The sequence below is a fragment of the Cellulomonas sp. genome, assembly GCF_036279715.1.
GTDB lineage: Bacteria > Actinomycetota > Actinomycetes > Actinomycetales > Cellulomonadaceae > Cellulomonas_A.
In genome coordinates, this window is record NZ_DASUIR010000053.1 from 14064 (window position 1) to 35487 (window position 21424).

Here is a 21424-nt window from a genome sequence, read left to right on the forward strand (position 1 = left end):
TTGGCGAGCATCGGACCGGCCCGCCGGGCCCGGCGCCCGCCCGATCCGTTGCGTCCTGAGGACTCGTCCCGCCATGCCCAAGGTTCTGACCGCCGGACGTCCGTGGCTCGTCATCCTCGCCTTCGCCGTCCCGCTCCTCGTGGGCAACATCGTCCAGCAGCTCTACCAGGTCGTCGACGCGGTCGTCGTCGGGCGGGTGCTCGGTGTCGGCGCCCTCGCCGCAGTCGGTGCGACCGGGAGCCTGCTCTTCCTCCTCCTCGGCTTCGCGTGGGGCCTGACGTCCGGGTTCGCCATCCCGACGGCGCAGGCGTTCGGCGCGGGCCATGGCGCGGCGGTGCGTCGCTCGGTGGCGACCGGCGCGGTGCTGACGGCGGCGACGAGCGTGGTCCTCACGGTGGGCGCGCCGCTGCTCGCCGGGCCCGCCCTCCGGCTGATGCGGACGCCGGAGGAGCTCGTCCCGCAGGCGACGACGTTCGCGGTCGTCAGCTTCCTCGGCGGGAGCACGATCATGTTCTTCAACTACCTCGCGGCGATCCTCCGGGCCATCGGGGACTCGCGGACGCCGCTCGTGTTCCTCGTCCTGAGCTGCGGCCTCAACATGGGGCTCGTCCTCGCCCTCGTCCCGGGCCTCGGGTTCGGCGTCGGCGGAGCCGCGCTCGCGACCATCATCTCGCAGGGCGTCTCGGTCGCGCTGTGCCTGACATACGTCCGGCGTCGCGTCCCCGTGCTCCGGCTGCGCCGCGAGGACTGGCGCGTCACCCGCGGCGACCTCGCCCGGCACCTGCGGCTCGGCCTGCCCATGGGGTTCCAGGCGTCGATCATCGCGATCGGGACGCTCGCGGTGCAGGTGCGGCTCAACAACCTCGGCTCCGATGCCGTCGCGGCGTACACGACGGCGGCCCGCGTCGACGGGCTCGCGGTCGCACTCCTCGCGTCCCTCGGTATCGCCGTGTCGACGTTCGCCGCGCAGAACTACGGTGCCGGACGGCCCGACCGCATCCGGCTCGGCGTCGTCCAGAGCGTGTGGATGTCGATCGCGGGCGGTGTGCTCCTCGGCGCCGTGCTCATCGCGGCCGGGAGCCAGATCGTGGGGCTGTTCTTCGGGACGGGGGAGGAGCAGGTCGTGGCGATGGCGGCCTACCTGCTCAAGGTCAACGGCTTCCTCTACGTCACCCTGGGTGTCCTCTTCGTGCTCCGCGGTGCCCTGCAGGGCCTCGGGTACACGTTCGTCCCGACGTTCACCGGCGTGATCGAGCTCGCGATGCGCGTCGGTGCCGCCGTCGTCCTCGGCGCGCTCTTCGGCTTCACCGGCGTCGTGTGGGGCAACCCGTTGGCGTGGCTCGGCGCGCTCGCCGTGCTCGTCCCCGCCTACGTCCGGGCGAGCCGCCGGCTCGGCGTCAGGTCGGAGTCGCGCGTCGGCGGGGCTCGGGACCACGTCGTGCTCGAGGGCCCGATCGACGGGTCCGTGGTGATCGATGCCGTCGTGCCCGCCCCCGACCTTTGTCCGGACGCGGAGGACGCGCTCACCGGGAGCGAGCCCCTCGAGTCCGGGGTCGGCGCGCGCTGACCGCTCGCGCCCGTGCGGATCGGCCGGGCGGATGAGGCCGGTCGGGTCAGACCGGCGTGAGGTCCGCTGCGGGCGGATCGTCAGACGCGGACCAGGAGGTCGTCGATCTGACCCATGGCTCCCGTCATGCCCTCGACCATGCCCATGGCCACGAGCTGTTCCATCTGCTCGAGCGTCGCGAACCGCGACGTGACGGTCATGCGCGTGCCGTCGGCCGTCCCCTGCAGGTCGACCCTCGCGCGGATCGTGGGCATGTCGGGGTTGGGCGTTCCGGAATCGTCGGCGAAGCCGTCCTCGAACTCGAGCGAGCGCGGCTCGTCGATCGACAGGAAGCGCCACCACCCGTGGGCCTTCTCGCCGTCGGGCCCGGTCATGTAGTAGCTCGAGCGTCCGTCGACGACGACGTCGTGCTCGACGAAGGTCGCGGGCCACGTGGGCGGTCCCCACCACCGCTCGAGCTGGCGCGGGTCGACCCAGACCTGCCAGGCCCGCTCGGGCGATGCGGCGAGGTCGGCGACGATGGTCAGGGTCAGTGCCGAGGTGTCCGGCGTGGTGCTGATGACGGTCATGGTGCTGCTCCTTCGGCTGGCTCGGCGAGCATCTCGTCGATTCGGTCGATGCGGCCGCGCCAGATCTCCTCGTACTCGCCGAGCAGACGTGCGGCCGTGCGGATGGTGGTGACGTCGCCGGAGACGATCTGCTCGCGGCCCCGGCGCCGCTTGGTCACCAGATGTGCTCGCTCGAGCACGGCGACGTGCTTCTGCACGGCGGCGAAGCTCATGTCGTAGTGCCGGGCGAGGGTCGTGACCGAGGCTTCGGAACGCAGGACGCGCGTGACGATGTCCCGGCGGGTGGCGTCGGAGAGGGCGGCGAAGATCTGATCGGTCGCCTCTCGTTCCGCCTGTCGTATAACCATGTGGTTGTACGTTACGCGTCTCGTCGGTGCGCCGCAAGAGCGTGCCGGACGACGAGATCCTGACGGTGGGCGGTTGCCGATCCATCGAGGTTCAGCAATGGTGGACCGATGGTCACGATGGATGAGGATCAAGCGATCGCGCACGTGCAGGACAGGCTGATCGAGCGGTATCCCGACGTCGGCCCGGACGTGGTTCGAGACGCGGTGCAGGACGTCCACCACCACCTCGACGGACCCGTGCGCAACTACGTGCCCATCCTGGTCGAGCGCGAGGCCGCGAGCCGTCTGGAGGAGCTGTCCGCGCGGCCCGAGGGCGAACAGCCCGAGACCTGACACGTCGCGTGCACCTCGCGGACATGTCGCGGTCATCGAGGTCTCCTAGCCTGCAGGCAACGGCCGGCGCCGCCGGCTGACGCCTGGAGGTTCATGTGGTCCTGACGCTCTCGCTCGTCCGGCACGGTCAGACCGAGTACAACGCCGCCCACCGGCTGCAGGGCTGGTGCGACTCGCCCCTGACGGCGCGGGGCCTCGCCGGCGTCCGCGCGACGGCTGCGCATCTGGCCGCGAGCCCGTTCACGGCTGCCTACGTCAGCCCCACCGGCCGCGCCCAGACCACGGCGCAGGAGATCCTCGCGCACCACCCGTGGGCTCCGACGGTCACAGACCCGGACCTGCGCGAGTTCGGCTTCGGCGACTTCGAGGCGCGCCCGGAGGTCGACCTCCTTGCCCGGTACGACCCGGACACGATGTTCGCCGAGGTGCTCGGCGGGACGTTCGCCGGCATCCCGGGCGGGGAGCCCGGGCACGAGTTCCTGACGCGGGTGCGGTCGGCGTTCGGACGCATCGAACGCGACCACCCGGACGGACACGTCCTGGTCGTGAGCCACGGGCTCACCCTCCGCGCCTACCTGGCGATGATCGACGCGCGGCCGATGGACCCCTTGCCGAACGCGAGCATCTCGACGGTGGAGGTGCACGGCGACGGGAGCCGTCGGGTGGTCACCGTCGCGGTCGACCCGGCCGGGCATGGCGTGCCCGACGCGATCGTCGCTGCACCTGCACCTGCACCTGCCCTCGTCCGGTAGCGGCTCGAGGCCGCCGCGCTGCTCGACCGGCTACGGGAGCGGTGCGGAGAGGTCGCCGGTGAGGTAGCGCTGAAGGGTCGGGGCGATCGCATCGGCCACGGCCTGGTGGTCACGCGAGGCGAGGGGCTCCACCTCGACGATGTAGCGGGCCATGATGAGGCCGACGATCTGCGACATCAGCAGCGCAGCGCGGTAGTCGGCGTCGTCCGAGCCGATGCCTGCTGCGAGGGGTGCGAGCACCTCCCGGGTCAGCAGGTCGCGGACGACGCGGGCCGCCTCCGGCTCCGAGGTGGCCGCCCGGATCAGCCCGACCGCTCGGCTGCGGCCCTCGTCGGACTCGAACACCCCGAGCGCGAAGCGCGCGAGCCGTGCTCCGGCCTCCTTCGGGTCGCCCGCGAGGAGCCCCGGCAGGACCTCGGCCGGCTGGAACGGGAGCCCGATCACGGAGAGGAACAGCTGGCGCTTGGACCCGTGGAAGTGGCTGACGAGCGTGGGGTCGACCTGCGCCTCGAGGGCCACCTGCCGCATGGACGTGCGGTCGTAGCCGAGCTCGGCGAACTGCCGTCGTGCAGCGCGCGCGATCGCCTCCCGCGTGCCGCTGTCGCCCGGGCGTCTGCCCGAGTGGGTGCGCGCCGTCATCCCGTACCTCCTTCACTCCTTGACATCCGGATTCTACACGCGCAGAATTCCACACGCCCCGAATTCATAGCGCGAGGATTTCCGATGACCAACGCCAGCCCGGTTCTGTCCCGTCGACGCCGTACCGCCCTGCTCGCGGTCATCGCGCTCGCACTGATGATGGTCGTCTCCGCCGTCAGCGGTCTGAACGTCGCCCTGCCCGACCTGGCGATCGACACGGGCGCCTCCCAGACCGACATCACGTGGATCGTCGACGCGTACACGCTCGTCTTCGTCGGGCTCCTCCTGCCCGCCGGAGCGCTCGGTGACCGGTTCGGGCGCAAGCGGGTGCTGCTGGCCGGGCTGGCGGTCTTCGGGGCCGCAGCGGCGGGGGCGATGTTCGTGTCCTCGCCGGAGCCTCTGATCGTGCTGCGCGCCGTGATGGGGATCGGTGCGGCCGGGGTCATGCCCGTGACGCTGTCGATCATCACCACGACCTTCCCGCCGGACGAGCGCGGACGCGCGGTGGGGGTCTGGGTCGGTGTTGCCGGCGGTGGCGCCGTGCTCGGCATGTTCGCGTCCGGCATCCTGCTCGAGCTCTTCACCTGGAGCTCGTTCTTCGCGCTCAACGTCACCCTCGCCGTGCTGGCGATCATCGGCACCCTCGTCGTCGTGCCATCGTCCCGGGATGCCCACCCGCCCCGCCTGGACGTCCGAGGCTCCCTCACGTCGCTGGTCGGACTGGTCGCTCTGGTGTTCGCGATCATCGAGGGGCCCGACCAGGGCTGGACCAGTGCGATCACCGTGGGTACGTTCGCGCTCAGCGCCGTCTCGCTCGTCAGCTTCGTCCGCTGGGAGCTGCGGAACCCTGAGCCGATGCTCGACATGCGGCTCTTCCGACTGCCGGGCTTCAGGATCGGGACCCTCGCGATCACCACGCAGTTCTTCGCCAGCTTCGGGTTCTTCTACCTCGTGCTGCAGTACCTGCAGTACATCGCCGGCCGGTCCCCGCTCGGTGCGGCCGTCGCCCTCCTGCCGCTCCCGGCCGTCCTGATCCCGGTGGCTCGCACCGCCCCGCGACTCGCGGACCGGTTCGGCCTCAACAGGGTCGTCGCCCTCGGTCTGACGCTCAGCGCGTCGGGGATGCTGGTGATGACCACCCTGGACCTCGTGCTCGTCTACTGGCACCTCGCCGCCGGCCTGGTGCTCTTCGCGGCGGGCATGGGGCTGGCCGGGACGCCGTCGACGACCGCCGTCGTCTCGTCGCTGCCGGCGTCGAAGCAGGGCGTGGGCTCGGCGGTGAACGACACCTCGCGCGAGCTCGGCAGCGCGTTGGGCATCGCGATCCTCGGCACGATCCTGAACGGCGCCTACCGCAGCGGCCTGACGGACGCCGTCGCGGGGCTGCCCGCCGCGGTCGCAGAACGCGCGCAGTCGTCCATCGCCTTCACCCGCCTCGGCGCCGACCAGCTCGCCCAGCTCGGCCCGGCCGGGCAGCGGCTCGTCGCCGCAGCGCAGCAGGCGTTCGTCGACGCGACCAGCGCGGCCTTCCTCACCGCTGCCGGCGTCCTCGTCGTGACTGCGGTGTACGTGGCGCTCCGCGGACCGAGGCGCGAGCTGCACGGCGGACGCGACGCCGAGAGGGATGACCAGGCGGACGTGCTCCTGCCTGCGCGAGGGTCGATCGCGCCCTGACGTCCGGCGCTGCCGGTGCTGACGGCGCGTCAGCGGCGCCGGACGGACCGCACGACCAGGACCAGGCCGACGAGCGCGACGACCGGACCGATGACCGCCCAGAGCGTGACGCCGGTCATCGGGCTCCCCGCGAGGTAGCCGAGGCCCTGGACCGTGAACACCGCACCCATCACGACGAGCACCGCGCCGAGTGCGATACCGACTGCCTTGCTCACGGGCTCCTCCTGGGACGGCGACGCGCGGCCGGTCAGGCTGCGGATCCAGTCTCGTGCCGTGCGCGGGCACGCGCCACACGCGGCTGGCCGGACCCGTGTGCGTGGCGCCCCATCCCGCCCCGACGCCCGCAGGCTGACTCGCCGGTGTTCGAACGATCGGGACCTGATCTCCCGCGATGTACCCGCCAGACCGTCATCGCCATCGAGCAGGGGCGGTACTCGCCCTCGCTCGAGCTGGCCTTCCAGATCGCCAGCGCGTTCGGCGTCCCGCTCGACGCCGTCTTCCGGTACCCCGACGACGTGCTCATCCGCAGCGGGTCCCCGCTACGACCTCGTCCTCGACACCGCGGGCAACCGCCCCCTGTCGCTGCTGGCCGGGAGCGCGATCGTCTAGTTCGCCGTGAGCTCGGGGATGAAGAGGTCGAGGTAGTCGGCGGTGTTCTCCCAGTCGGTGACCGCGTGGCACGGGACCCCGAGCGCCTTGACGGGGTAGTCGTTGCCGACCTCGTCGAGCCGGTCGCCCACGAAGTGCATCTCCTGCAGGTCGATCCCCGTCATCTCGGCGAGGCGGGACATGCCGTAGGCCTTGTCGATGCCCTTGCGGGTGATGTCGACGGACGTGGACCCGCCCGAGCGCACCTCGAGATCGGGCAGCTGGGCGGCGACCGCCTCACGCAACGACGTCTTCTTGGAGCCGGTCGGGTCCCAGGCGGTCTTCGCGGCGACCGGGGCTGCCTGCCCGAGCGCCGAGAACGTGATCTGGCTGCCACGGTCCTCGAGGATCGGTCCCCACGTCTCGCTCTCCCAGAGGCCCAGGGCCTGCGCGGACTCCGTCACGGCGGCGAGCGCGCGGGACTTCTCGTCCTCGGTGAGGTTCTGCGCGTACACCTGGTCCCAGGACTCGCCCGTGTGGCGGAAGTACTGCGTGCCGCACGTGGGCATGAGGTGCAGCCGGGCCAGCTGGGCGGGCGTCGCCGCTCCGAGGCGGTCGACGACCTGCATCTGGAACTGGCCGAACTGACCGCCCGAGATCACGCACACCTCGACGACGTCGAGCAGGCGCACGAGCAGGTCCGCCATGCGCGGGTCGAGCGGGGACTTCGAGGGGGCCAGCGTGTCGTCGAGGTCGAATGCGACGAGCCGAGGTGCGGGGGACAGGGGGAGCCTCCAGGAGGTGGTGCGGGCATCCGAGCCGTGGGTTGCACGGCGGCTCGATGGTCCGCGCGACGCGGACAGCCCTCACATTCTCTCAGATGTTGCGCGCAGAGCCGAAGCCGCGGACGACGAGCACGACCGATCGAGCGGCGATCCAGCCGATCAGGCCCGTCGCGCCGGCCACCACGAGCCAGCCCCACACGCGGTGGCCGGCCGGCTCGGTCAGCACGAGCCAGCGCAGGGCGAACGTCGCGCTCGATGCGGCCGTGAAGGTGAGCGCCCAGAAGCTGAGGCCGAACGTCAGCCGGGCGTAGCGCGGGACGAGGAAGACTTGCACGAGCATCAGCACGATGAACGTGCCCAGCAGCAGCTCCTCGACGACGTCGACCCTCCCGCCGTTGAGCGCGAACCAGGCGTTGCCGGCGACCGCGGGCGGGGCGCTGAGGATGGCCAGGCTCGGCACGAGCGCGTCGGGCAGGGCCGGGCGGAACGCCAGCCGGGCGAGGATGACGGTGCCGACGATGATCCAGAAGAGGATGCCGACGGCCCACGCTCCGACCGCCACGTGGCGTGCACCCACGACGGCGAGCGACTGGCCCGAGATGAGGGCGGCTGCCACGGTAGGGAGCAGGTGGCCGCCGTGCACGGCGTCGAGGGCACCGCCGCCCTGGAAGACCACCGCGAGGAACCAGGCCGCGTACACGACGGCGATCACCGCCATGGTCCACACGAGGACCTCGCCGGCTCGGGGTGCCGACGCGGCCAGCCGCCCACCGAGCAGCAGGCCCACGATCGCGAACAGCGCTGCGAACGGGCCGACGGCGGGGTGGCGCAGGTCCGTGAGGATCGCGCGGGGGCCGCCGGGACGGGCGAGGTACCGGGCCGTCGTCACGACCCACGTCAGGCCCGCGACGACCCACAGTGCCGCGCCGACGGCCGCGGGTGCGCCCAGGCCGTGCGTCGCGGCGGTCCACGTGCCGGCGAGCCCGGACAGTCCGAACGCGGGGCCGAAGGCGCTGAGCGGGACGCGCACGGGGCGCAGCGTGCTGGTGGTCACGGCAGGAGCCTCGCACAACCGAGGCCGCCCACCTGGCGGGTTCTCACCCCGAGGTGACGGCCTCCGGCTCAGCCTGCGGCTCGACGTGGACGAACGTCTCGGTCCCGGGCAGGATCTCGTCGATGTCGGCCTCGAGCTGCTCGGTCATGTCGTGCGCGGCCTGGACGGTCCACTCGGCCGGGACGGTCAGGACGGCGAACACGAACCGCTGGCGACCGGACTCCACGGTGCGCAGCGGCGCGAACGTCACGCCGTACTCCGTGCGGTACCGGTCCAGCACGGTGTCGATCTGCGCGCGCTCGTGCTCGGGGAGGGTCGCGCTGAGCAGGCCGCTGACGGATCCGCGCAGCAGGCGGTAGCCCGTCCAGAGGATGTTCACGCCGACGGCCAGGGCCACGATCGGGTCGAGCGGCTGCCAGCCCGTCAGGGCGACCAGGGCGATGCCGACGAGGACGCCGACCGAGGTCCACACGTCGGTCAGCAGGTGCTTGCCGTCGGCGACGAGGGTGGCCGACCGGTGCGCCCGCCCGACGCGCTGCAGCGTGACGCCGACAGCGAGGTTCACCAGCGACGCGACGGTCGACAGCGCGAGGCCGACCCCGGGTTGCAGCACGGGCGCGGGCGCGAGGAGCCGCTGGATCGACGTCCACACGATCGCGGTCGCGGCGACGAAGATCATCGCCCCTTCGACGAGCGCGGACAGGTACTCGGCCTTGCCGTGGCCGAAGTGGTGGCTCGCGTCGGACGGACGCGCGGCGACCCGCAGCGCGAACAGGGCCACGACCGCGGCGACGAGGTTGACGCCGGACTCCATCGCGTCGGACAAGAAGCCGACCGAGCCGGTGATGACGGCTGCGCCGACCTTGAGGGCGATGGTCACGACGGCTGCCGCGAGCGAGAGCAGCATGAAGCGGAACAGCAGCCGATCCTCGTGCGGACCGCCCGGCCGGGTCGGGCCCGTCATGCCGCTCGCTCCTCAGTCGGCGCGCGCCGGTGGCCGTACCGGTCGACGAGGCGTAGGGCGAGCTTGCGGAGCTCGCTGACCCAGAGCACGGTGCTCGCCATCGCCACGCACACGAGCCACTGGTCGCCGGTGAGGGGCGAGGTCGTGAACGCGTGGTTGAGGCCGGGCAGGTGCACGACGGCGACCTGCAGCGCTGCCGACAGCGCGATGGCCCCCCACAGCCACGCGTTCGCGAACAGCCGGTGGAACGCGGTCACGGTCTCCGAGCGCGCGTTGAGGGCGTTGAAGAGCTGCGCGAGCACGAGGACGGTGAACCCGGCGGTCCGCGCGTTGGTCAGCGGGTGGGTGCCCGCGATGAGCCCCCCGGCGGCGAACAGGTCGATGGTCAGCAGCGTGACCGCCGCCATGACGAGACCCAGGAGGATGACGCCGCCCCACATGCGGCCGTCGATCGCGCGGTCCTGGAGCGACCGCGGCGGGCGGCTCATCACGTCCTCGGTCTCGTTGTCGACGCCCATGGCCAGGGCGGGCGCGCTGTCGGTGAGCAGGTTGATCCACAGGATCTGGGTCGCCAGCAGAGGGAGCGCGACGGTGCCGTCGACGTGGGCCAGCCCGAGGACGCCCGCGAGGACGACCCCGAAGAAGACCGTGAGGACCTCGCCCATGTTCGACGACAGCAGGTAGCGCAGGAACTTCTTGATGTTGAGGAAGATGCCGCGCCCCTCGCGGACCGCCTGGACGATCGTCGCGAAGTTGTCGTCGGCGAGGATCATGTTCGCCGCTTCCTTGGTGACCTCCGTGCCGGTCAGCCCCATCGCGACCCCGATGTCAGCGGCCTTCAGCGCCGGCGCGTCGTTGACGCCGTCGCCGGTCATGGCCACGACGTGGTGGTCGGCCTGGAGGGCGTCGACGATGCGCAGCTTGTGCTGCGGGGTCACCCGGGCGTAGACGGACCGGTGGCGCACCGTCTCGCGCAGCTGGTCCGCGTCGAGCCGGTCCAGCTCGAGACCGGTCACCGCGACGTGCTCGCGCTCGACGATCCCGAGGTCGCGCGCGATGCGGCTCGCCGTCCGGGGATGGTCGCCCGTGATCATGATGACCCGGACCCCGGCCCGGTGGGCCTCAGCGACGGCACGGGCCGCCTCGGCGCGCGGCGGGTCGATGATCCCCGCCGTCCCCGCATAGACCAGTCCCCGCTCGAGGGAGTCGTCGAGCGCCGGGGCCGCCCACACGTCGAGCGGCCGGTAGGCCACGCCGAGGGTGCGGAACGCCTCGTCCGACAGGCGCTCGACGTCCCGCAGGATCCGGGCCCTGCCGTCGATGTCGAGCAGCACGTGGCGATCGGCGACCTGCACGTGCGAGCACCGGTCGAGGAGCACGTCCGGGGCACCCTTCGTCACCACCGCGAGCCGTCCGGCGCGCTGGGCGTCGGCCTCGAGGCTCGTCATCATCTTGCGCTCCGAGGTGAAGGGGATCTCACCCTGCCGCTGGAACCGTGCCGTGCGGTCGTCCTGCGTGCCCAGCTTGATCTCGGCGACCATGAACGCGGCCTCCGTGGGGTCGCCCTGGATGACCCACTCGCCGTCCTCCTCGCGCAGCGTCGCGTTGTTCGCGAGGCTGCCGCCGCCCAGCACCAGTGCGGTCTCGTTCCACAGGTCGGTGCCGGCGACGAGCGCGACGCCGCCGTGGACGACCTGCCCGTCGGGCCGGTACCCCGCGCCCGTGAACGTGACCTCGCCCGACGCGGTGACGACGCACCCGATGGTCATCTCGCCCTTGGTCAGGGTCCCGGTCTTGTCGGAGCAGATCACCGACGCCGAGCCCAGGGTCTCGACCGACGAGAGATCCTTGACGATCGCGTGCCGGGCCGCCATCCGCTGCACGCCGAGCGCGAGCACGACCGTGAGGATCGTGGGCAGGCCCTCGGGAACCGCGGCGACGGCGAGCGACACGCCCAGGAGCAGAGCCGTGACGACGTCGCCCAGCGAGTGGACGCCGAAGACCAGGAAGATCGTCCCGATCACCACGACGGCGATCACGATCACGGCGATGCCGAGCATCCGCCCGACGTGGGAGATCTCCCGCTGGAGGGGGGTCGGGCCCTCGTGGGTGGCGTGCAGCAGGTCGGCGATCTGACCCATCTGGGTCGCCATCCCGGTGCTGGTCACGACCGCCCGGCCGACGCCCTGGGTGACGGAGGTGCCGTTGAAGACCATGTCGAACCGGTCCCCGAGCGCGGCGGGCTCCGGCAGCGTCCGGGCGTCCTTGAGGACCGGTTCGCTCTCTCCGGTGAGCGACGACTCCGCGACCCTCAGGGTCGCCGCGGAGATGAGCCGGGCGTCCGCCGCGACCGTGTCGCCCTCGGCCAGGAGCAGCAGGTCCCCGGGCACCAGCTCGCGAGTCGGTACCCGCAGCTGGACGCCGTCACGCACGACGGTCGCGGTGGTCGCGGTCATCCGCGCCAGCGCCGCGACCGCGTTCTCCGCCCGGGCCTGCTGCACGTAGCCGAGGACCGCGTTCGCCACGACGATGACCGCGATCACGAGAGCATCGAACGGCAGCCCGTCGGCCCCCTCCACCCACCAGGCCACGACCGCGATGACGATCGCGGCCAGCAGCAGGTAGATCAGCGGGTCGCGGAACTGGGCGACGAGCTTGCGCCACGACGGCACCGGCTTCGCGGTCGCGATCTCGTTCGGGCCCACCGTGGCCAGGCGCTGGGCGGCTTCGTCCGACGACAGGCCGCGGTCCGGGTCAGACCTCACCCGGCGCAGCACCGTCCGTGCGTCCACGACCGAGGGGTCGGTCTCGAGGGTGGCGCTCGCCATGCCGTCCACTCTGCCACCGGGGGCGGCGTCCCGACGGTCGGAACCGTCGCCGGCATCGGGGTGGTAGCGGTGGAAGCTGAGGGGGCAGTGGCTGTGGGGCAGGACGCGATCTCGCCGACAGCCGCCGTGGCCGGCGGGTCAGGTGGCGGGGCGAAGGCGGTAGCGCAGCTCGGGTCGGCCTGCGCGGCCGTACACGGGCTCTCGCTCGCACCCGCCGCCCGCGACAAGGTGCTCGAGGTACCGGCGCGCGGTGACGCGCGACGTGCCCACGACATCGGCGGCCTGCAGCGCGGTGAGACCCTCGGGCGCCGCGATGAGCGCCGAACGGACCGCGCTGAGCGTCTCGCGCGACATCCCCTTGGGCAATGACGCCTCGCTCGAACCTCGCAGGGCCGCGAGGGCTGCGTCGATCTCGCCCTGGTCGGTGACGTCGCGCTGCCCGGCGGCGGCCGCCCGGTACGAGGCGTACACGTCGAGCTTGCCGCGCAGCGCCGCGAACGTGAACGGCTTGATCAGGTAGTGCACGACTCCGTGACGGACTGCGGTGCGCACCGACTCAAGGTCGCGCGCCGCCGTGACCATGATGACGTCCGGTGGCTCCGGATAGGTCTGCAGCGTCCGGCACACGTCCAGACCCGACATCCCCGGCATCGTCAGGTCGAGCAGGACGAGGTCCACGCCGCCGCGTCGGATGCGCTCGAGAGCAGCGGCACCGTCCCTGGCGATGGACACGGTCGTGAAGCCCGGGACACGGTCGACGAAGGTGCGGTGGGCCCGGGCCACGACCTCCTGGTCGTCGACGACCAGGACCCGGATCATGCGGGGTCCCGAGGTTCGGGCGCGAGCGCGGACGTGGGGGCGGCGGGTTGCAGCAGGGCCGGGCCGGTGGGCCGTGGCACGACGGCTGTCGCGAGCGGGAGTCGCACGATGAACAGGGTGTGGGGGTCGTGACGGACCTCGACGCGTCCGCCGAGGCGCCGCACGGCTCCCTCCACGAGCGCGAGGCCAAGCCCGCGACCGTGCGGACGGTCCTGATCAGGTGCGGACTTGGTGGACCACCCGCGCGTAAACGCGAGCCGTGCCGCCTTCGGGGACAGACCCGCGCCGGAGTCGGCGACCTCGAGCACGAGCTCAGCGTCCTCGCGTCGGCCGCTGACGTGCACCCACCGAGGGGCGGGGGCATCCGACGCGGCGTCGATCGCGTTGTCGATGATGTTCCCGACGATGACCACGAGGTCGCCAGCGGGCAGCCCCGTCACCGGGATGTGCGTGGCCGACATGAGCTCCAGGTGGACGCCGCGCTCATCGGCCTGGGCTGCCTTGCCGAGCAGCAGTGCGGCGAGCGGCGGCTCCGCGACCGCGGTGGTCACGCTGTCCACGAGCTGTTGCGTCTGGGTGAGCGTGGCGGTCGCGAACGCGACGGCCTGCTCGGTCTCGCCGAGCTCGATCAGAGCCACGACGGTGTGCAGTCGGTTGTCGGCCTCGTGCGCGCGAGCGCGCAGCGAGTCGGTGAAGGCGCGCAACGAGTCGAGCTCGCCGGCAAGCTGGATGAGGTCCGTGCGGTCCCGCAGGGTCGTGACCCAGCCCAGCTGGGTGCCGTCGGTCACGGCGGGGACCTGTGTGACGACCAGGGTGCGGAACGCCGTGGCGTAGACCTCACCGTCGCACGTGCGCCCCGAGGACATGAGCTCACCGAGAGCAGCGTCGAGCCCGAGCGATGACACGGCATCGCCCGGGCGGACGTCGGGGGTGTCGAGCAGTCGGCGCGCGTCGTCGTTGCAGAGCACGACGGTGCGGTCGTTGCCGACGAGCACCAGACCGGCCCGGACCGAGTGCAGCAGCGCGTCGTGATAGCTGTGCAGGCGGGCGAGGCCGACAGGTCCGAGGCCATAGGTCTGACGGTGCAGTCGGCGAGTGGCGATCGAGGTGCCCAGCAGCCCGAGCAGCACCGCGCCGCCCGTGAGCGTTCCGAGCCGGAGCGCGCTCGCGCGCACCCTGTCGACGATCGACGTCAGCGGCACACCAGCTGACACGAGGGCCACGACGTGGCCGCGGTCGTCGAACATGGGTGTCACGACGCGCACCGAGCGTCCGAGCGTGCCGGTGTAGTCCTCGACGGTGGTGCGCCCCTGCTGGGCGCCGCTGATCGTGCCGAGGAACCTGCCACCGACCTCGCGCGGGTCCGGGTGGGTGTACCGGGTACCCGTCGGGCTCATCACGACGAGGAACGCGATGTCGTTCGCCTGACGAAGACGCTCGACCGGCGCCGCGAGGGTGCCTGCTGGGTCGGGGCCCTGCACGGCAGCGAGGACCGTCGGGTCCAGGGCGAGCGTGACGGCCGTGGCACGAGCCTGCGCGATCGCCTCGGCACGCGTCGACCGCTGCGCCTCGTGCACCGCGAACATGAAGCCCGCGGCGCCGACGGCGATCAGAAGCACGACCTGCAGCACGAAGACGCGGCTCGCCAGGCTGCGACTGTCCGGCGCGGCTGCCCACGCCGCGGGGCCGGGAGCCCTCGCGGGACCCTGAGCACCCGAAGCGCGACCTGGTCGCCACGTGGGGCGTCGGATCGGCCGTGAGTTCATGCGTTCATTATGGCCAAAACTCTGTGCCGAAGCGCAGGTCGCGCGAGGTTCGCTGCGAACACAACGACCACAATCCGCTCCGCGCCAGCGTCGGGACAATGGTCCCCGCTCGGTGAGGTGCGCACGGCAAAACTCGTGGTGATCGGGCCGCGACGGCGCGGCTCTCGTCTCACGAAAGGCCACACGACAATGGCCCAGGGCGTTTACTCCGACAATCGGATTGGCAACGCAAGAAAGGCCGTCCCCGGTGGTGCGGCCGCCGACGTCCCACCGGTGCCCGGCGAGCACGGGGGCGCTCCGGCGCCCGGTGGGCTGCACCCCGTCTCGCTCACGCGGCTCGCGATCCCGATCGCCGTCGGATCCGCGCTCTGGTTCGTACCGGCGCCGTCCGGGGTCGAGTCGCCGGCCTGGCACCTGTTCGCCATCTTCGTCGCGACGATCGTCGGTGTCATCGCCAAGCCGTTGCCGATGGGTGCAGTCACTGTGCTCGGGCTCGTCGCGTCGATCGTCACCGGAGTGCTCAAGCCGGCCGACGCGCTCTCCGGATTCTCGAACACCACGATCTGGCTGATCGTCGTCGCGTTCTTCATCTCTCGCGGCGTCATCAAGACCGGTCTCGGGCGGCGCCTGGCGCTGTTCTTCGTCGCGCGGCTCGGCAAGAGCCCGCTGGGCGTCGCTTACGGCCTGGCCGCGACCGACCTCATCCTGGCGCCCGCCACCCCGTCGAACACCGCGCGGGCAGGCGGGATCATCCAGCCGATCGTGCGGTCCGTGTCCGCGAGCTACGGCAGCGAGCCGAACGGTCCGACCGCGCGCAAGGTCGGAGCCTTCCTGACGTCGTCCGCCTTCCACGTCAATGCGGTCACGTCGGCGATGTTCCTGACGGCGATGGCGGGCAACCCGCTCGCGGCGCAGCTCGCCGGCGACCAGGGGGTGTCGATCTCCTGGGGGTCGTGGGCCCTGGCGGCGATCGTGCCCGGGCTCGTGTCGCTGGCGGTCGTGCCCTGGGTCGTCTACCGGATCTATCCGCCCGAGCTGAAGAAGACCCCGGAAGCCGCGGCGTCCGCGAGGTCCGAGCTCGCCGAGCTGGGCCCCATGTCACGCGCCGAGAAGGTCATGACGGCCACCATCGTGCTGCTGCTCGGGCTGTGGACGCTCGGAGAGCCGCTGCTCGGCCTCTCGGCCACGACGACCGCCCTCGTCGGGCTCGTGGTCCTGCTCGTCTCGGGGGTGCTGACGTGGGACGACGTCAAGACCGAGACGCAGGCATGGGACACCCTCGTGTGGTTCGCGGTGCTCGTCATGATGGCGACCCAGCTCAACGCGCTCGGGCTGATCCCGTGGCTCAGCACGCAGATGTCCGGCGCGGTCGCGGGAATGGGCTGGGTGACGGCATTCATCGTGCTCACGCTCGTGTATTTCTTCAGCCACTACCTGTTTGCATCCAACACTGCGCACGTCTCCGCAATGTACGCAGCATTCCTGGCCACCGCCATCATGGCTGGCGCGCCGCCCCTGATGGCGGCGCTCGTCCTCGGATTCATCTCGAGCCTGTTCGCGTCGGTGACCCATTACTCCTCAGGGCCTGCGCCCGTGCTGTTCGGCGCCGGCTACGTGCCCGTCGCCGCCTGGTGGCGTACCGGATTCGTCATCAGCCTCACGACCATCGCCATCTGGATGGGCGTCGGCGGGGTCTGGATGAAGGTTCTCGGCATGTGGTGACGCCCGACCGGCGCGTGCGCGCGCTTCCCCCCGAACCTGCGGCGCCCACCCAGGACGCCCCCACCCAGTAAGGCCTCACCATGACTCTCGATCTGAATCCGATCCTGCTGACGGACGACGGCGCGCCCCGGACCCGCACCGAGCACGACACGATGGGGGAGGTGCGGGTCCCGGTCCAGGCCAAGTACTGCGCCCAGACCCAGCGCGCCGTGGACAACTTCGCGATCTCCGGCACACGGCTCTCCCGCCACCACATCGCGGCCCTGGCCCAGGTCAAGCGCGCTGCCGCCATCGCGAACCACGAGCGTGGCCTCTTCGACGAGAAGACCGCCGCCGCGATCGTCTCCGCGGCCGATGAGGTCATCGCCGGCCGCTGGGACGTCGACTTCCCGATCGACGTCTTCCAGACCGGCTCCGGCACGTCGTCCAACATGAACGCCAACGAGGTCCTCGCCACTCTGGCTTCGGAGCGGCTCGGCCATCTCGTGCACCCGAATGACGACGTCAACGCCTCGCAGTCGTCGAACGACGTGTTCCCCGCCTCGATCCACATCGCCGCGACGCAGGCGGTCGTGACCGAGCTGCTTCCGGCGCTGGAGCACCTCGCTGGCGCGCTGGCCGCGAAGTCGGACGAGTTCGCCGACGTGGTCAAGTCGGGTCGGACGCACCTGATGGACGCCACTCCTGTGACGCTCGGCCAGGAGTTCGGCGGGTACGCCGCGCAGGTCCAGCTGGGGGTCGCCCGGCTGCTCGACATGCTGCCGCGGCTGGCCGAGCTGCCGCTGGGCGGCACCGCGGTCGGCACCGGGATCAACACCCCCGCGGGGTTTCCCCAGCGCGTCATCGAGCTGATCTCCGCCAGCACGGCGCTGCCCCTGACCGAGGCGCGCAACCACTTCGAGGCACAGGGCGCGCAGGATGCGCTCGTCGAGGCGTCCGGCGTGCTTCGCACCGTGGCGATCTCGCTCGTCAAGATCTGCAACGACCTGCGGTGGATGGGCTCCGGTCCCCGCACCGGCCTGGGCGAGATCTCGCTGCCGGACCTGCAGCCGGGCTCGTCGATCATGCCCGGCAAGGTGAACCCGGTGATTCCCGAGGCTGTGCTCCAGGTCGCCGCACAGGTGATCGGCAACGATGCGGCCGTCGCCTTCGCCGGGGCCTCGGGATCGTTCGAGCTCAACGTCATGCTCCCGGTGATGGCTCGCAACCTGCTCGAGTCGATCACTCTGCTGGCGAACGCCGCACGGCACCTGGCGGACAAGTGCGTGGTCGGCATCGTCGCCCATCGTGAGCGGTGCCGGCAGCTCGCCGAGTCCTCGCCCTCGGTCATCACCCCCCTCAACCGGCTGATCGGTTACGAGGCCGCCGCGAAGATCGTCAAGCACGCGGTCGCCGGCGACCTGACGATCCGTGCGGCCGTCGTCGGGCTCGGCTACGTCGAGCGCGGCGAGCTCACCACAGCTCAGCTGGACGCTGCGCTCGACGTGCTCGCGATGACGGTCGCGCCGGCCGCGCGCCCGCAGGAGAAGTGATGCAGACGCTGCGAGCCGACATCGCGATCGTCGGCGGAGGTGGGGCCGGGCTGCGCGCGGCGATCGCCGCGGCGAGCGCCAATCCCGAGCTGAGCATCGTGCTCATCTCGAAGGTCTACCCGATGCGTTCGCACACGGTTGCGGCCGAGGGCGGGGCCGCTGGGGTCGTGGGCGAGGGCGACTCGATCGACAAGCACTTCGCGGACACCGTCTCGGGTGGGGACTGGCTGTGCGACCAGGATGTCGTGCAGTTCTTCGTGGAGCACGCCGCGGAGGAGATGTACCAGCTCGAGCGCTGGGGATGCCCCTGGAGCCGCAAGGGCGACGGCAACGTCAACGTCCGCCGGTTCGGAGGCATGAGCGAGCCGCGTACGTGGTTCGCGGCCGACAAGACAGGGTTCCACCTGCTGCACACGCTGTTCCAGACGTCGCTCAAGCACACCTCCATCGCGAGGCTTGACGAGCACCTCGCTCTCGAGCTGGTCGTGCACGACGACCGCGTCGCCGGGGTGCTCACCTACAACCAGCGTGACGGCTACCCGGTGCTCGTCGAGGCGGGCGCGGTGATCATGGCGACGGGCGGTGCTGGGCGCATCTACGCACAGAACACCAACGGGGCGATCGTGACCGGCGACGGCATGGCGATGGCCTATCGGGCTGGGGTCGCACTGCGGGACATGGAGTTCGTCCAGTACCACCCGACGGGCCTGCCGGGCTCGGGCATCCTGATCACCGAAGGATGCCGCGGCGAGGGCGGGATCCTGCTCAACAAGGACGGACACCGCTACCTCGCGGACTACGGACTGGGACCCGAGACGCCGATCGGCGAACCGAAGAACAAGTACATGGAGCTCGGACCGCGCGACCGGCTCTCGCAGGCGTTCTGGCACGAGCAGCGCAAGGGCAGCACGATCTCCACCCCGCGTGGGGACGCCGTGCACCTGGACCTGCGTCACCTCGGCGCGGCGTACCTGCACGAGCGGCTCCCGCTCATCTGCGAGCTCGCGGAGAAGTACCTGGGTGTCGACCCGGCCACGGAACCCATCCCCGTCTGCCCGACCGCGCACTACACGATGGGTGGCATCGAGACCGACGTCACCACGGCGACCGGGCTCCCCGGTCTGTACGCGGTGGGGGAGTGCGCGTCCTCGGGCCTGCACGGCGCCAACCGGCTCGGATCCAACTCGCTGGCCGAGCTGGTGGTGCTGGGAAAGGTCGCCGGAGAGCAGGCAGCGGCGTTCGCGTGGAGCGAGCCGACCGGGCCGTCGGTCGCCGTGCGGACGGCGGCCCAGGACACCGGCGCGCGCTTCGTGTCGATGATGGGTCGAGGTACCGAGAAGCCCGCGCTGATCCGTGCTGAGCTCGGCCGGACGATGAGCGATGGAGTCGGGATCTTCCGCACCGCCGAGGGGATGGCTGCGACCGCGGCCAAGGTGGGCGAGCTCAAGGAGCGCTACGCCGACGTCCAGGTCGTCGACACGTGCCCGGTCTACAACACCGACTGGGCGGGCGTCGTCGAGCTCGGCGCGATGCTCGACGTCGCGCAGGCGATGGTGCACTCCGCCATCGGACGCGAGGAGTCGCGGGGGTCGCACCAGCGGTTGGACGGCTTCACCGAACGCGACGACGACCGGTTCCTGGCGCACAGCCGGGCCTGGTTCCGCACCGAGGGTGCGCCGACGATCAGCTACGCGCCGGTCGTCATCACCACCTCGCAGCCCGCCCAGCGGGCGTACGGCGCAGCAGGAGCAGCAGCGACCGCCCAGCAGGCGGCGGCGGCGCCGGGTGCCTCGGCACCGGAAGGAGCACGTCGATGAGCGAGGAGTGCGCAGACTCCGCGAACTGCTGCGGTTCGTGCGACGGCGCAGGGGGTCGCGGTTCCGGCGCGGTGCTCGGCACGATCCGTCTGCAGGTTCAGCGTTACCGTCCCGATCTCGACACGGCCCCCTCGGTGCAGGAGTACGACGTGCCGTGGGGTCAGGACACGTCGGTCCTGGACGCCCTCACGTGGATCAAGGACACCGTGGACCCGTCGCTGACGTTTCGGTGGTCGTGCAGGATGGCGATCTGCGGCAGCTGCGGATTCATGCTCAACGGTGTCCCGAAGCTCGGGTGCGAGCAGTTCGTGCGTGACTACGCCCCCGGGCCGTTGCTGGTCGAGCCCCTCGAGAACTTCTCCGTCGAGCGCGACCTCGTCGTCGACCTGGAGCCGTTCATGTCCCGGCTCGCCGCGGTCAAGCCCTTCGTCGTGGCGGACGACGTGCCGCTGGCCGGACCGGGGAACCTGCAGACCCCCGAGCAGATGCTCGCGTTCCACGACTACTCCATGTGCATCAACTGCCTGCTCTGCTATGCGGCCTGCCCGCAGGTGGGCATCGCCGCGGACTTCCTCGGGCCGGCCGCGGTGACGGCCGCAGTCCGGTACAACCGGGACTCGCGCGATCACGGCGAGGACCTGCGGCTGCCCGCGCTCGACTCCGAGGCAGGCCTGTGGGCGTGCACCTTCGTGGGTGCGTGCTCCACGTCCTGTCCCAAGGGGGTCGACCCGGCCGCTGCGATCCAGCAGGCCAAGGCAGCGGCTGCCAAGGCATGGGCCGGCGAGTTCGTGCTGCCCCGCCACGGAGCGGTCCGATGAGCGCCTCCACGGTCAGCGGTCGCGTCGTCGGGACGCGATCGAGAGGATCCGACGCCCGTCCCGAGGTGCTTGTCGTCCGCGACGGCGCCGCACCTGTGAGCGCGCGGCGTCCCTATCGTGCACCCACGTCACGAACGTGGTTCCTGCAGACGCGCGAGTACCGGGCGTATGCGTTGCGTGAGGCGTCGAGCGTCGTCGTCGGGCTGTTCGTGTTCGATCTCGCCGTCGGGCTCGTCTGCCTGCACCGCGGGCTTGACGCATGGCAGTGGTGGGTCGCGATGCAGACACGGCCCGTCAACCTCGTCCTCACCGCGCTGTCAGTGGTCATGTCGCTCGTGCACGCGACGACGTGGTTCCAGGCGACGCCCAAGATCATCCGGATCCGCCGCGGGCGTCGCTATGTCGCCGACGGCTGGGTGGTCGCCCAGCACTACGTGCTGCTGCTCGCGTTCGCCGCGATCGTCTACGTCGGGCTCGGAGGCCTGTGATGCGCCAGTGGGAAGGGCGGACGAACGAGCCGCTCATGTGGTCGTTGTTCGGTGGGGGCGGCATGCTCGCCGTCTTCACGATGCCGGTACTGGTGGTGGTGTTCGGGCTGCTCGTGCCGTTCGGTGCGTTCGGTGGCGCCTCGGGAACCTATGAGCGGATGCACGGGTTCCTCACGCACCCGCTCGTCGCGCTGGTGGTCTGCCTGGCGCTCGGCCTCGTGCTCTGGCACTGCTGCCACCGCACGTACCACGCGCTGCACGACCTCGGACTGCACCCGCCCGAGCTCGTCCGCGCGGGCATCTACGGCATCGCGATGCTGACGCCGGCCGTCGCCTATGCGCTGTTCCTCGCCTCATGAGGG

General features: G+C 71.3%; 20 protein-coding genes and 1 pseudogene. 11 read left to right on the top strand and 10 right to left on the bottom strand.

The window, feature by feature from the left end:
• Positions 1 to 73 precede the first annotated feature (73 nt).
• A complete protein-coding gene (locus VFW79_RS05905; protein ID WP_329676390.1) occupies positions 74 to 1567 on the top strand; it encodes an MATE family efflux transporter in 1494 nt (497 codons plus the stop codon).
• 80 nt (positions 1568 to 1647) lie between these two features.
• Here VFW79_RS05905 and VFW79_RS05910 read toward each other — a convergent pair whose 3' ends face one another.
• On the bottom strand, positions 1648 to 2136 hold the full coding sequence (locus tag VFW79_RS05910; RefSeq protein WP_329676391.1) for an SRPBCC domain-containing protein: 489 nt from the start codon (positions 2134 to 2136) through the stop codon (positions 1648 to 1650).
• Complete coding sequence (locus tag VFW79_RS05915) at positions 2133 to 2483, bottom strand: metalloregulator ArsR/SmtB family transcription factor (RefSeq protein ID WP_329676392.1); 351 nt, start codon at positions 2481 to 2483, stop codon at positions 2133 to 2135. The genes VFW79_RS05910 and VFW79_RS05915 overlap by 4 nt, the downstream gene beginning before the upstream one ends.
• Positions 2484 to 2591: 108 nt before the next feature.
• Here VFW79_RS05915 and VFW79_RS05920 point away from each other — a divergent pair, with 108 nt between their 5' ends.
• Together VFW79_RS05920 and VFW79_RS05925 are read left to right on the top strand one after the other, a co-directional pair.
• Positions 2592 to 2816: a three-helix bundle dimerization domain-containing protein gene (locus VFW79_RS05920; protein WP_329676393.1), complete on the top strand. Its 225-nt coding sequence runs from the start codon at positions 2592 to 2594 to the stop codon at positions 2814 to 2816.
• 95 nt (positions 2817 to 2911) lie between these two features.
• Positions 2912 to 3568 (top strand): histidine phosphatase family protein, encoded by a 657-nt coding sequence (locus VFW79_RS05925; protein ID WP_329676394.1) that lies wholly within the window; start codon positions 2912 to 2914, stop codon positions 3566 to 3568.
• A 30-nt stretch (positions 3569 to 3598) separates the two neighbouring features.
• On the opposite strand, the gene VFW79_RS05930 is transcribed toward VFW79_RS05925, so the two are convergent.
• Entirely contained in the window at positions 3599 to 4207 is a 609-nt protein-coding gene (locus VFW79_RS05930; RefSeq protein WP_329676395.1) for a TetR family transcriptional regulator, read from the bottom strand.
• An 84-nt stretch (positions 4208 to 4291) separates the two neighbouring features.
• Here VFW79_RS05930 and VFW79_RS05935 point away from each other — a divergent pair, with 84 nt between their 5' ends.
• Positions 4292 to 5881, top strand: a complete 1590-nt coding sequence (locus tag VFW79_RS05935) for an MFS transporter (protein ID WP_329676396.1) — start codon at positions 4292 to 4294, stop codon at positions 5879 to 5881.
• A 29-nt stretch (positions 5882 to 5910) separates the two neighbouring features.
• Here the strand turns inward: VFW79_RS05935 and VFW79_RS05940 are convergent, their stop codons facing one another.
• The gene (locus VFW79_RS05940) at positions 5911 to 6096 is read right to left on the bottom strand and encodes a hypothetical protein (protein ID WP_329676397.1); all 186 of its coding nucleotides are present in this window, start codon (positions 6094 to 6096) and stop codon (positions 5911 to 5913) included.
• Between the two features lie 180 nt (positions 6097 to 6276).
• On the opposite strand from VFW79_RS05940, the pseudogene VFW79_RS05945 reads away from it, so the two are divergent.
• A pseudogene (locus VFW79_RS05945) lies at positions 6277 to 6396 on the top strand (helix-turn-helix transcriptional regulator); the annotation flags it as partial.
• A 90-nt stretch (positions 6397 to 6486) separates the two neighbouring features.
• On the opposite strand, the gene VFW79_RS05950 reads toward VFW79_RS05945, so the two are convergent.
• The 6 genes from VFW79_RS05950 to VFW79_RS05975 form a co-directional block, all read right to left on the bottom strand.
• Entirely contained in the window at positions 6487 to 7254 is a 768-nt protein-coding gene (locus VFW79_RS05950; RefSeq protein WP_329676414.1) for an HAD-IIB family hydrolase, read from the bottom strand.
• A gap of 91 nt (positions 7255 to 7345) precedes the next feature.
• Positions 7346 to 8308 (bottom strand): transporter, encoded by a 963-nt coding sequence (locus VFW79_RS05955; RefSeq protein WP_329676398.1) that lies wholly within the window; start codon positions 8306 to 8308, stop codon positions 7346 to 7348.
• Positions 8309 to 8351: 43 nt separating this feature from the next.
• Entirely contained in the window at positions 8352 to 9272 is a 921-nt protein-coding gene (locus VFW79_RS05960) for a cation diffusion facilitator family transporter (protein WP_329676399.1), read from the bottom strand.
• Positions 9269 to 12100: a cation-translocating P-type ATPase gene (locus VFW79_RS05965; RefSeq protein WP_329676400.1), complete on the bottom strand. Its 2832-nt coding sequence runs from the start codon at positions 12098 to 12100 to the stop codon at positions 9269 to 9271. Before VFW79_RS05965 ends, VFW79_RS05960 begins: the two co-directional genes overlap by 4 nt.
• Before the next feature lie 138 nt (positions 12101 to 12238).
• Complete coding sequence (locus VFW79_RS05970; RefSeq protein WP_329676401.1) at positions 12239 to 12919, bottom strand: response regulator; 681 nt, start codon at positions 12917 to 12919, stop codon at positions 12239 to 12241.
• Entirely contained in the window at positions 12916 to 14538 is a 1623-nt protein-coding gene (locus tag VFW79_RS05975; protein WP_329676402.1) for a sensor histidine kinase, read from the bottom strand. Before VFW79_RS05975 ends, VFW79_RS05970 begins: the two co-directional genes overlap by 4 nt.
• 420 nt (positions 14539 to 14958) lie before the next feature.
• Between VFW79_RS05975 and VFW79_RS05980 the strand changes: the two genes are divergently transcribed.
• From VFW79_RS05980 to frdD, 6 genes are all read left to right on the top strand, one after another.
• The gene (locus VFW79_RS05980) at positions 14959 to 16407 is read left to right on the top strand and encodes an anion permease (RefSeq protein ID WP_329676403.1); all 1449 of its coding nucleotides are present in this window, start codon (positions 14959 to 14961) and stop codon (positions 16405 to 16407) included.
• 80 nt (positions 16408 to 16487) lie between these two features.
• Positions 16488 to 17939 carry a class II fumarate hydratase gene (locus tag VFW79_RS05985; protein WP_329676404.1) on the top strand — a complete coding sequence of 484 codons (1452 nt, stop codon included), beginning with the start codon at positions 16488 to 16490 and terminating at the stop codon, positions 17937 to 17939.
• Positions 17939 to 19756, top strand: a complete 1818-nt coding sequence (gene frdA / locus VFW79_RS05990; protein ID WP_329676405.1) for a fumarate reductase (quinol) flavoprotein subunit — start codon at positions 17939 to 17941, stop codon at positions 19754 to 19756. The genes VFW79_RS05985 and frdA overlap by 1 nt, the downstream gene beginning before the upstream one ends.
• Positions 19753 to 20574 carry a succinate dehydrogenase/fumarate reductase iron-sulfur subunit gene (locus VFW79_RS05995; protein ID WP_329676406.1) on the top strand — a complete coding sequence of 274 codons (822 nt, stop codon included), beginning with the start codon at positions 19753 to 19755 and terminating at the stop codon, positions 20572 to 20574. Before frdA ends, VFW79_RS05995 begins: the two co-directional genes overlap by 4 nt.
• Positions 20571 to 21062: a hypothetical protein gene (locus VFW79_RS06000; RefSeq protein ID WP_329676407.1), complete on the top strand. Its 492-nt coding sequence runs from the start codon at positions 20571 to 20573 to the stop codon at positions 21060 to 21062. Before VFW79_RS05995 ends, VFW79_RS06000 begins: the two co-directional genes overlap by 4 nt.
• A complete protein-coding gene (frdD, locus tag VFW79_RS06005; protein WP_329676408.1) occupies positions 21062 to 21421 on the top strand; it encodes a fumarate reductase subunit FrdD in 360 nt (119 codons plus the stop codon). Before VFW79_RS06000 ends, frdD begins: the two co-directional genes overlap by 1 nt.
• Positions 21422 to 21424 lie beyond the last annotated feature (3 nt).

What these genes read in the sequence shown, in the direction of transcription:
- VFW79_RS05905 (WP_329676390.1), top strand. Translation starts at nt 74, where the DNA reads ATGCCCAAGGTTCTGACCGCCGGACGTCCGTGGCTCGTCATCCTCGCC.
- VFW79_RS05910 (WP_329676391.1), bottom strand. Translation starts at nt 2,136, where the DNA reads ATGACCGTCATCAGCACCACGCCGGACACCTCGGCACTGACCCTGACC.
- VFW79_RS05915 (WP_329676392.1), bottom strand. Translation starts at nt 2,483, where the DNA reads ATGGTTATACGACAGGCGGAACGAGAGGCGACCGATCAGATCTTCGCC.
- VFW79_RS05920 (WP_329676393.1), top strand. Translation starts at nt 2,592, where the DNA reads ATGGTCACGATGGATGAGGATCAAGCGATCGCGCACGTGCAGGACAGG.
- VFW79_RS05930 (WP_329676395.1), bottom strand. Translation starts at nt 4,207, where the DNA reads ATGACGGCGCGCACCCACTCGGGCAGACGCCCGGGCGACAGCGGCACG.
- VFW79_RS05935 (WP_329676396.1), top strand. Translation starts at nt 4,292, where the DNA reads ATGACCAACGCCAGCCCGGTTCTGTCCCGTCGACGCCGTACCGCCCTG.
- VFW79_RS05960 (WP_329676399.1), bottom strand. Translation starts at nt 9,272, where the DNA reads ATGACGGGCCCGACCCGGCCGGGCGGTCCGCACGAGGATCGGCTGCTG.
- VFW79_RS05965 (WP_329676400.1), bottom strand. Translation starts at nt 12,100, where the DNA reads ATGGCGAGCGCCACCCTCGAGACCGACCCCTCGGTCGTGGACGCACGG.
- VFW79_RS05970 (WP_329676401.1), bottom strand. Translation starts at nt 12,919, where the DNA reads ATGATCCGGGTCCTGGTCGTCGACGACCAGGAGGTCGTGGCCCGGGCC.
- VFW79_RS05985 (WP_329676404.1), top strand. Translation starts at nt 16,488, where the DNA reads ATGACTCTCGATCTGAATCCGATCCTGCTGACGGACGACGGCGCGCCC.
- frdA (WP_329676405.1), top strand. Translation starts at nt 17,939, where the DNA reads ATGCAGACGCTGCGAGCCGACATCGCGATCGTCGGCGGAGGTGGGGCC.
- VFW79_RS05995 (WP_329676406.1), top strand. Translation starts at nt 19,753, where the DNA reads ATGAGCGAGGAGTGCGCAGACTCCGCGAACTGCTGCGGTTCGTGCGAC.
- VFW79_RS06000 (WP_329676407.1), top strand. Translation starts at nt 20,571, where the DNA reads ATGAGCGCCTCCACGGTCAGCGGTCGCGTCGTCGGGACGCGATCGAGA.
- frdD (WP_329676408.1), top strand. Translation starts at nt 21,062, where the DNA reads ATGCGCCAGTGGGAAGGGCGGACGAACGAGCCGCTCATGTGGTCGTTG.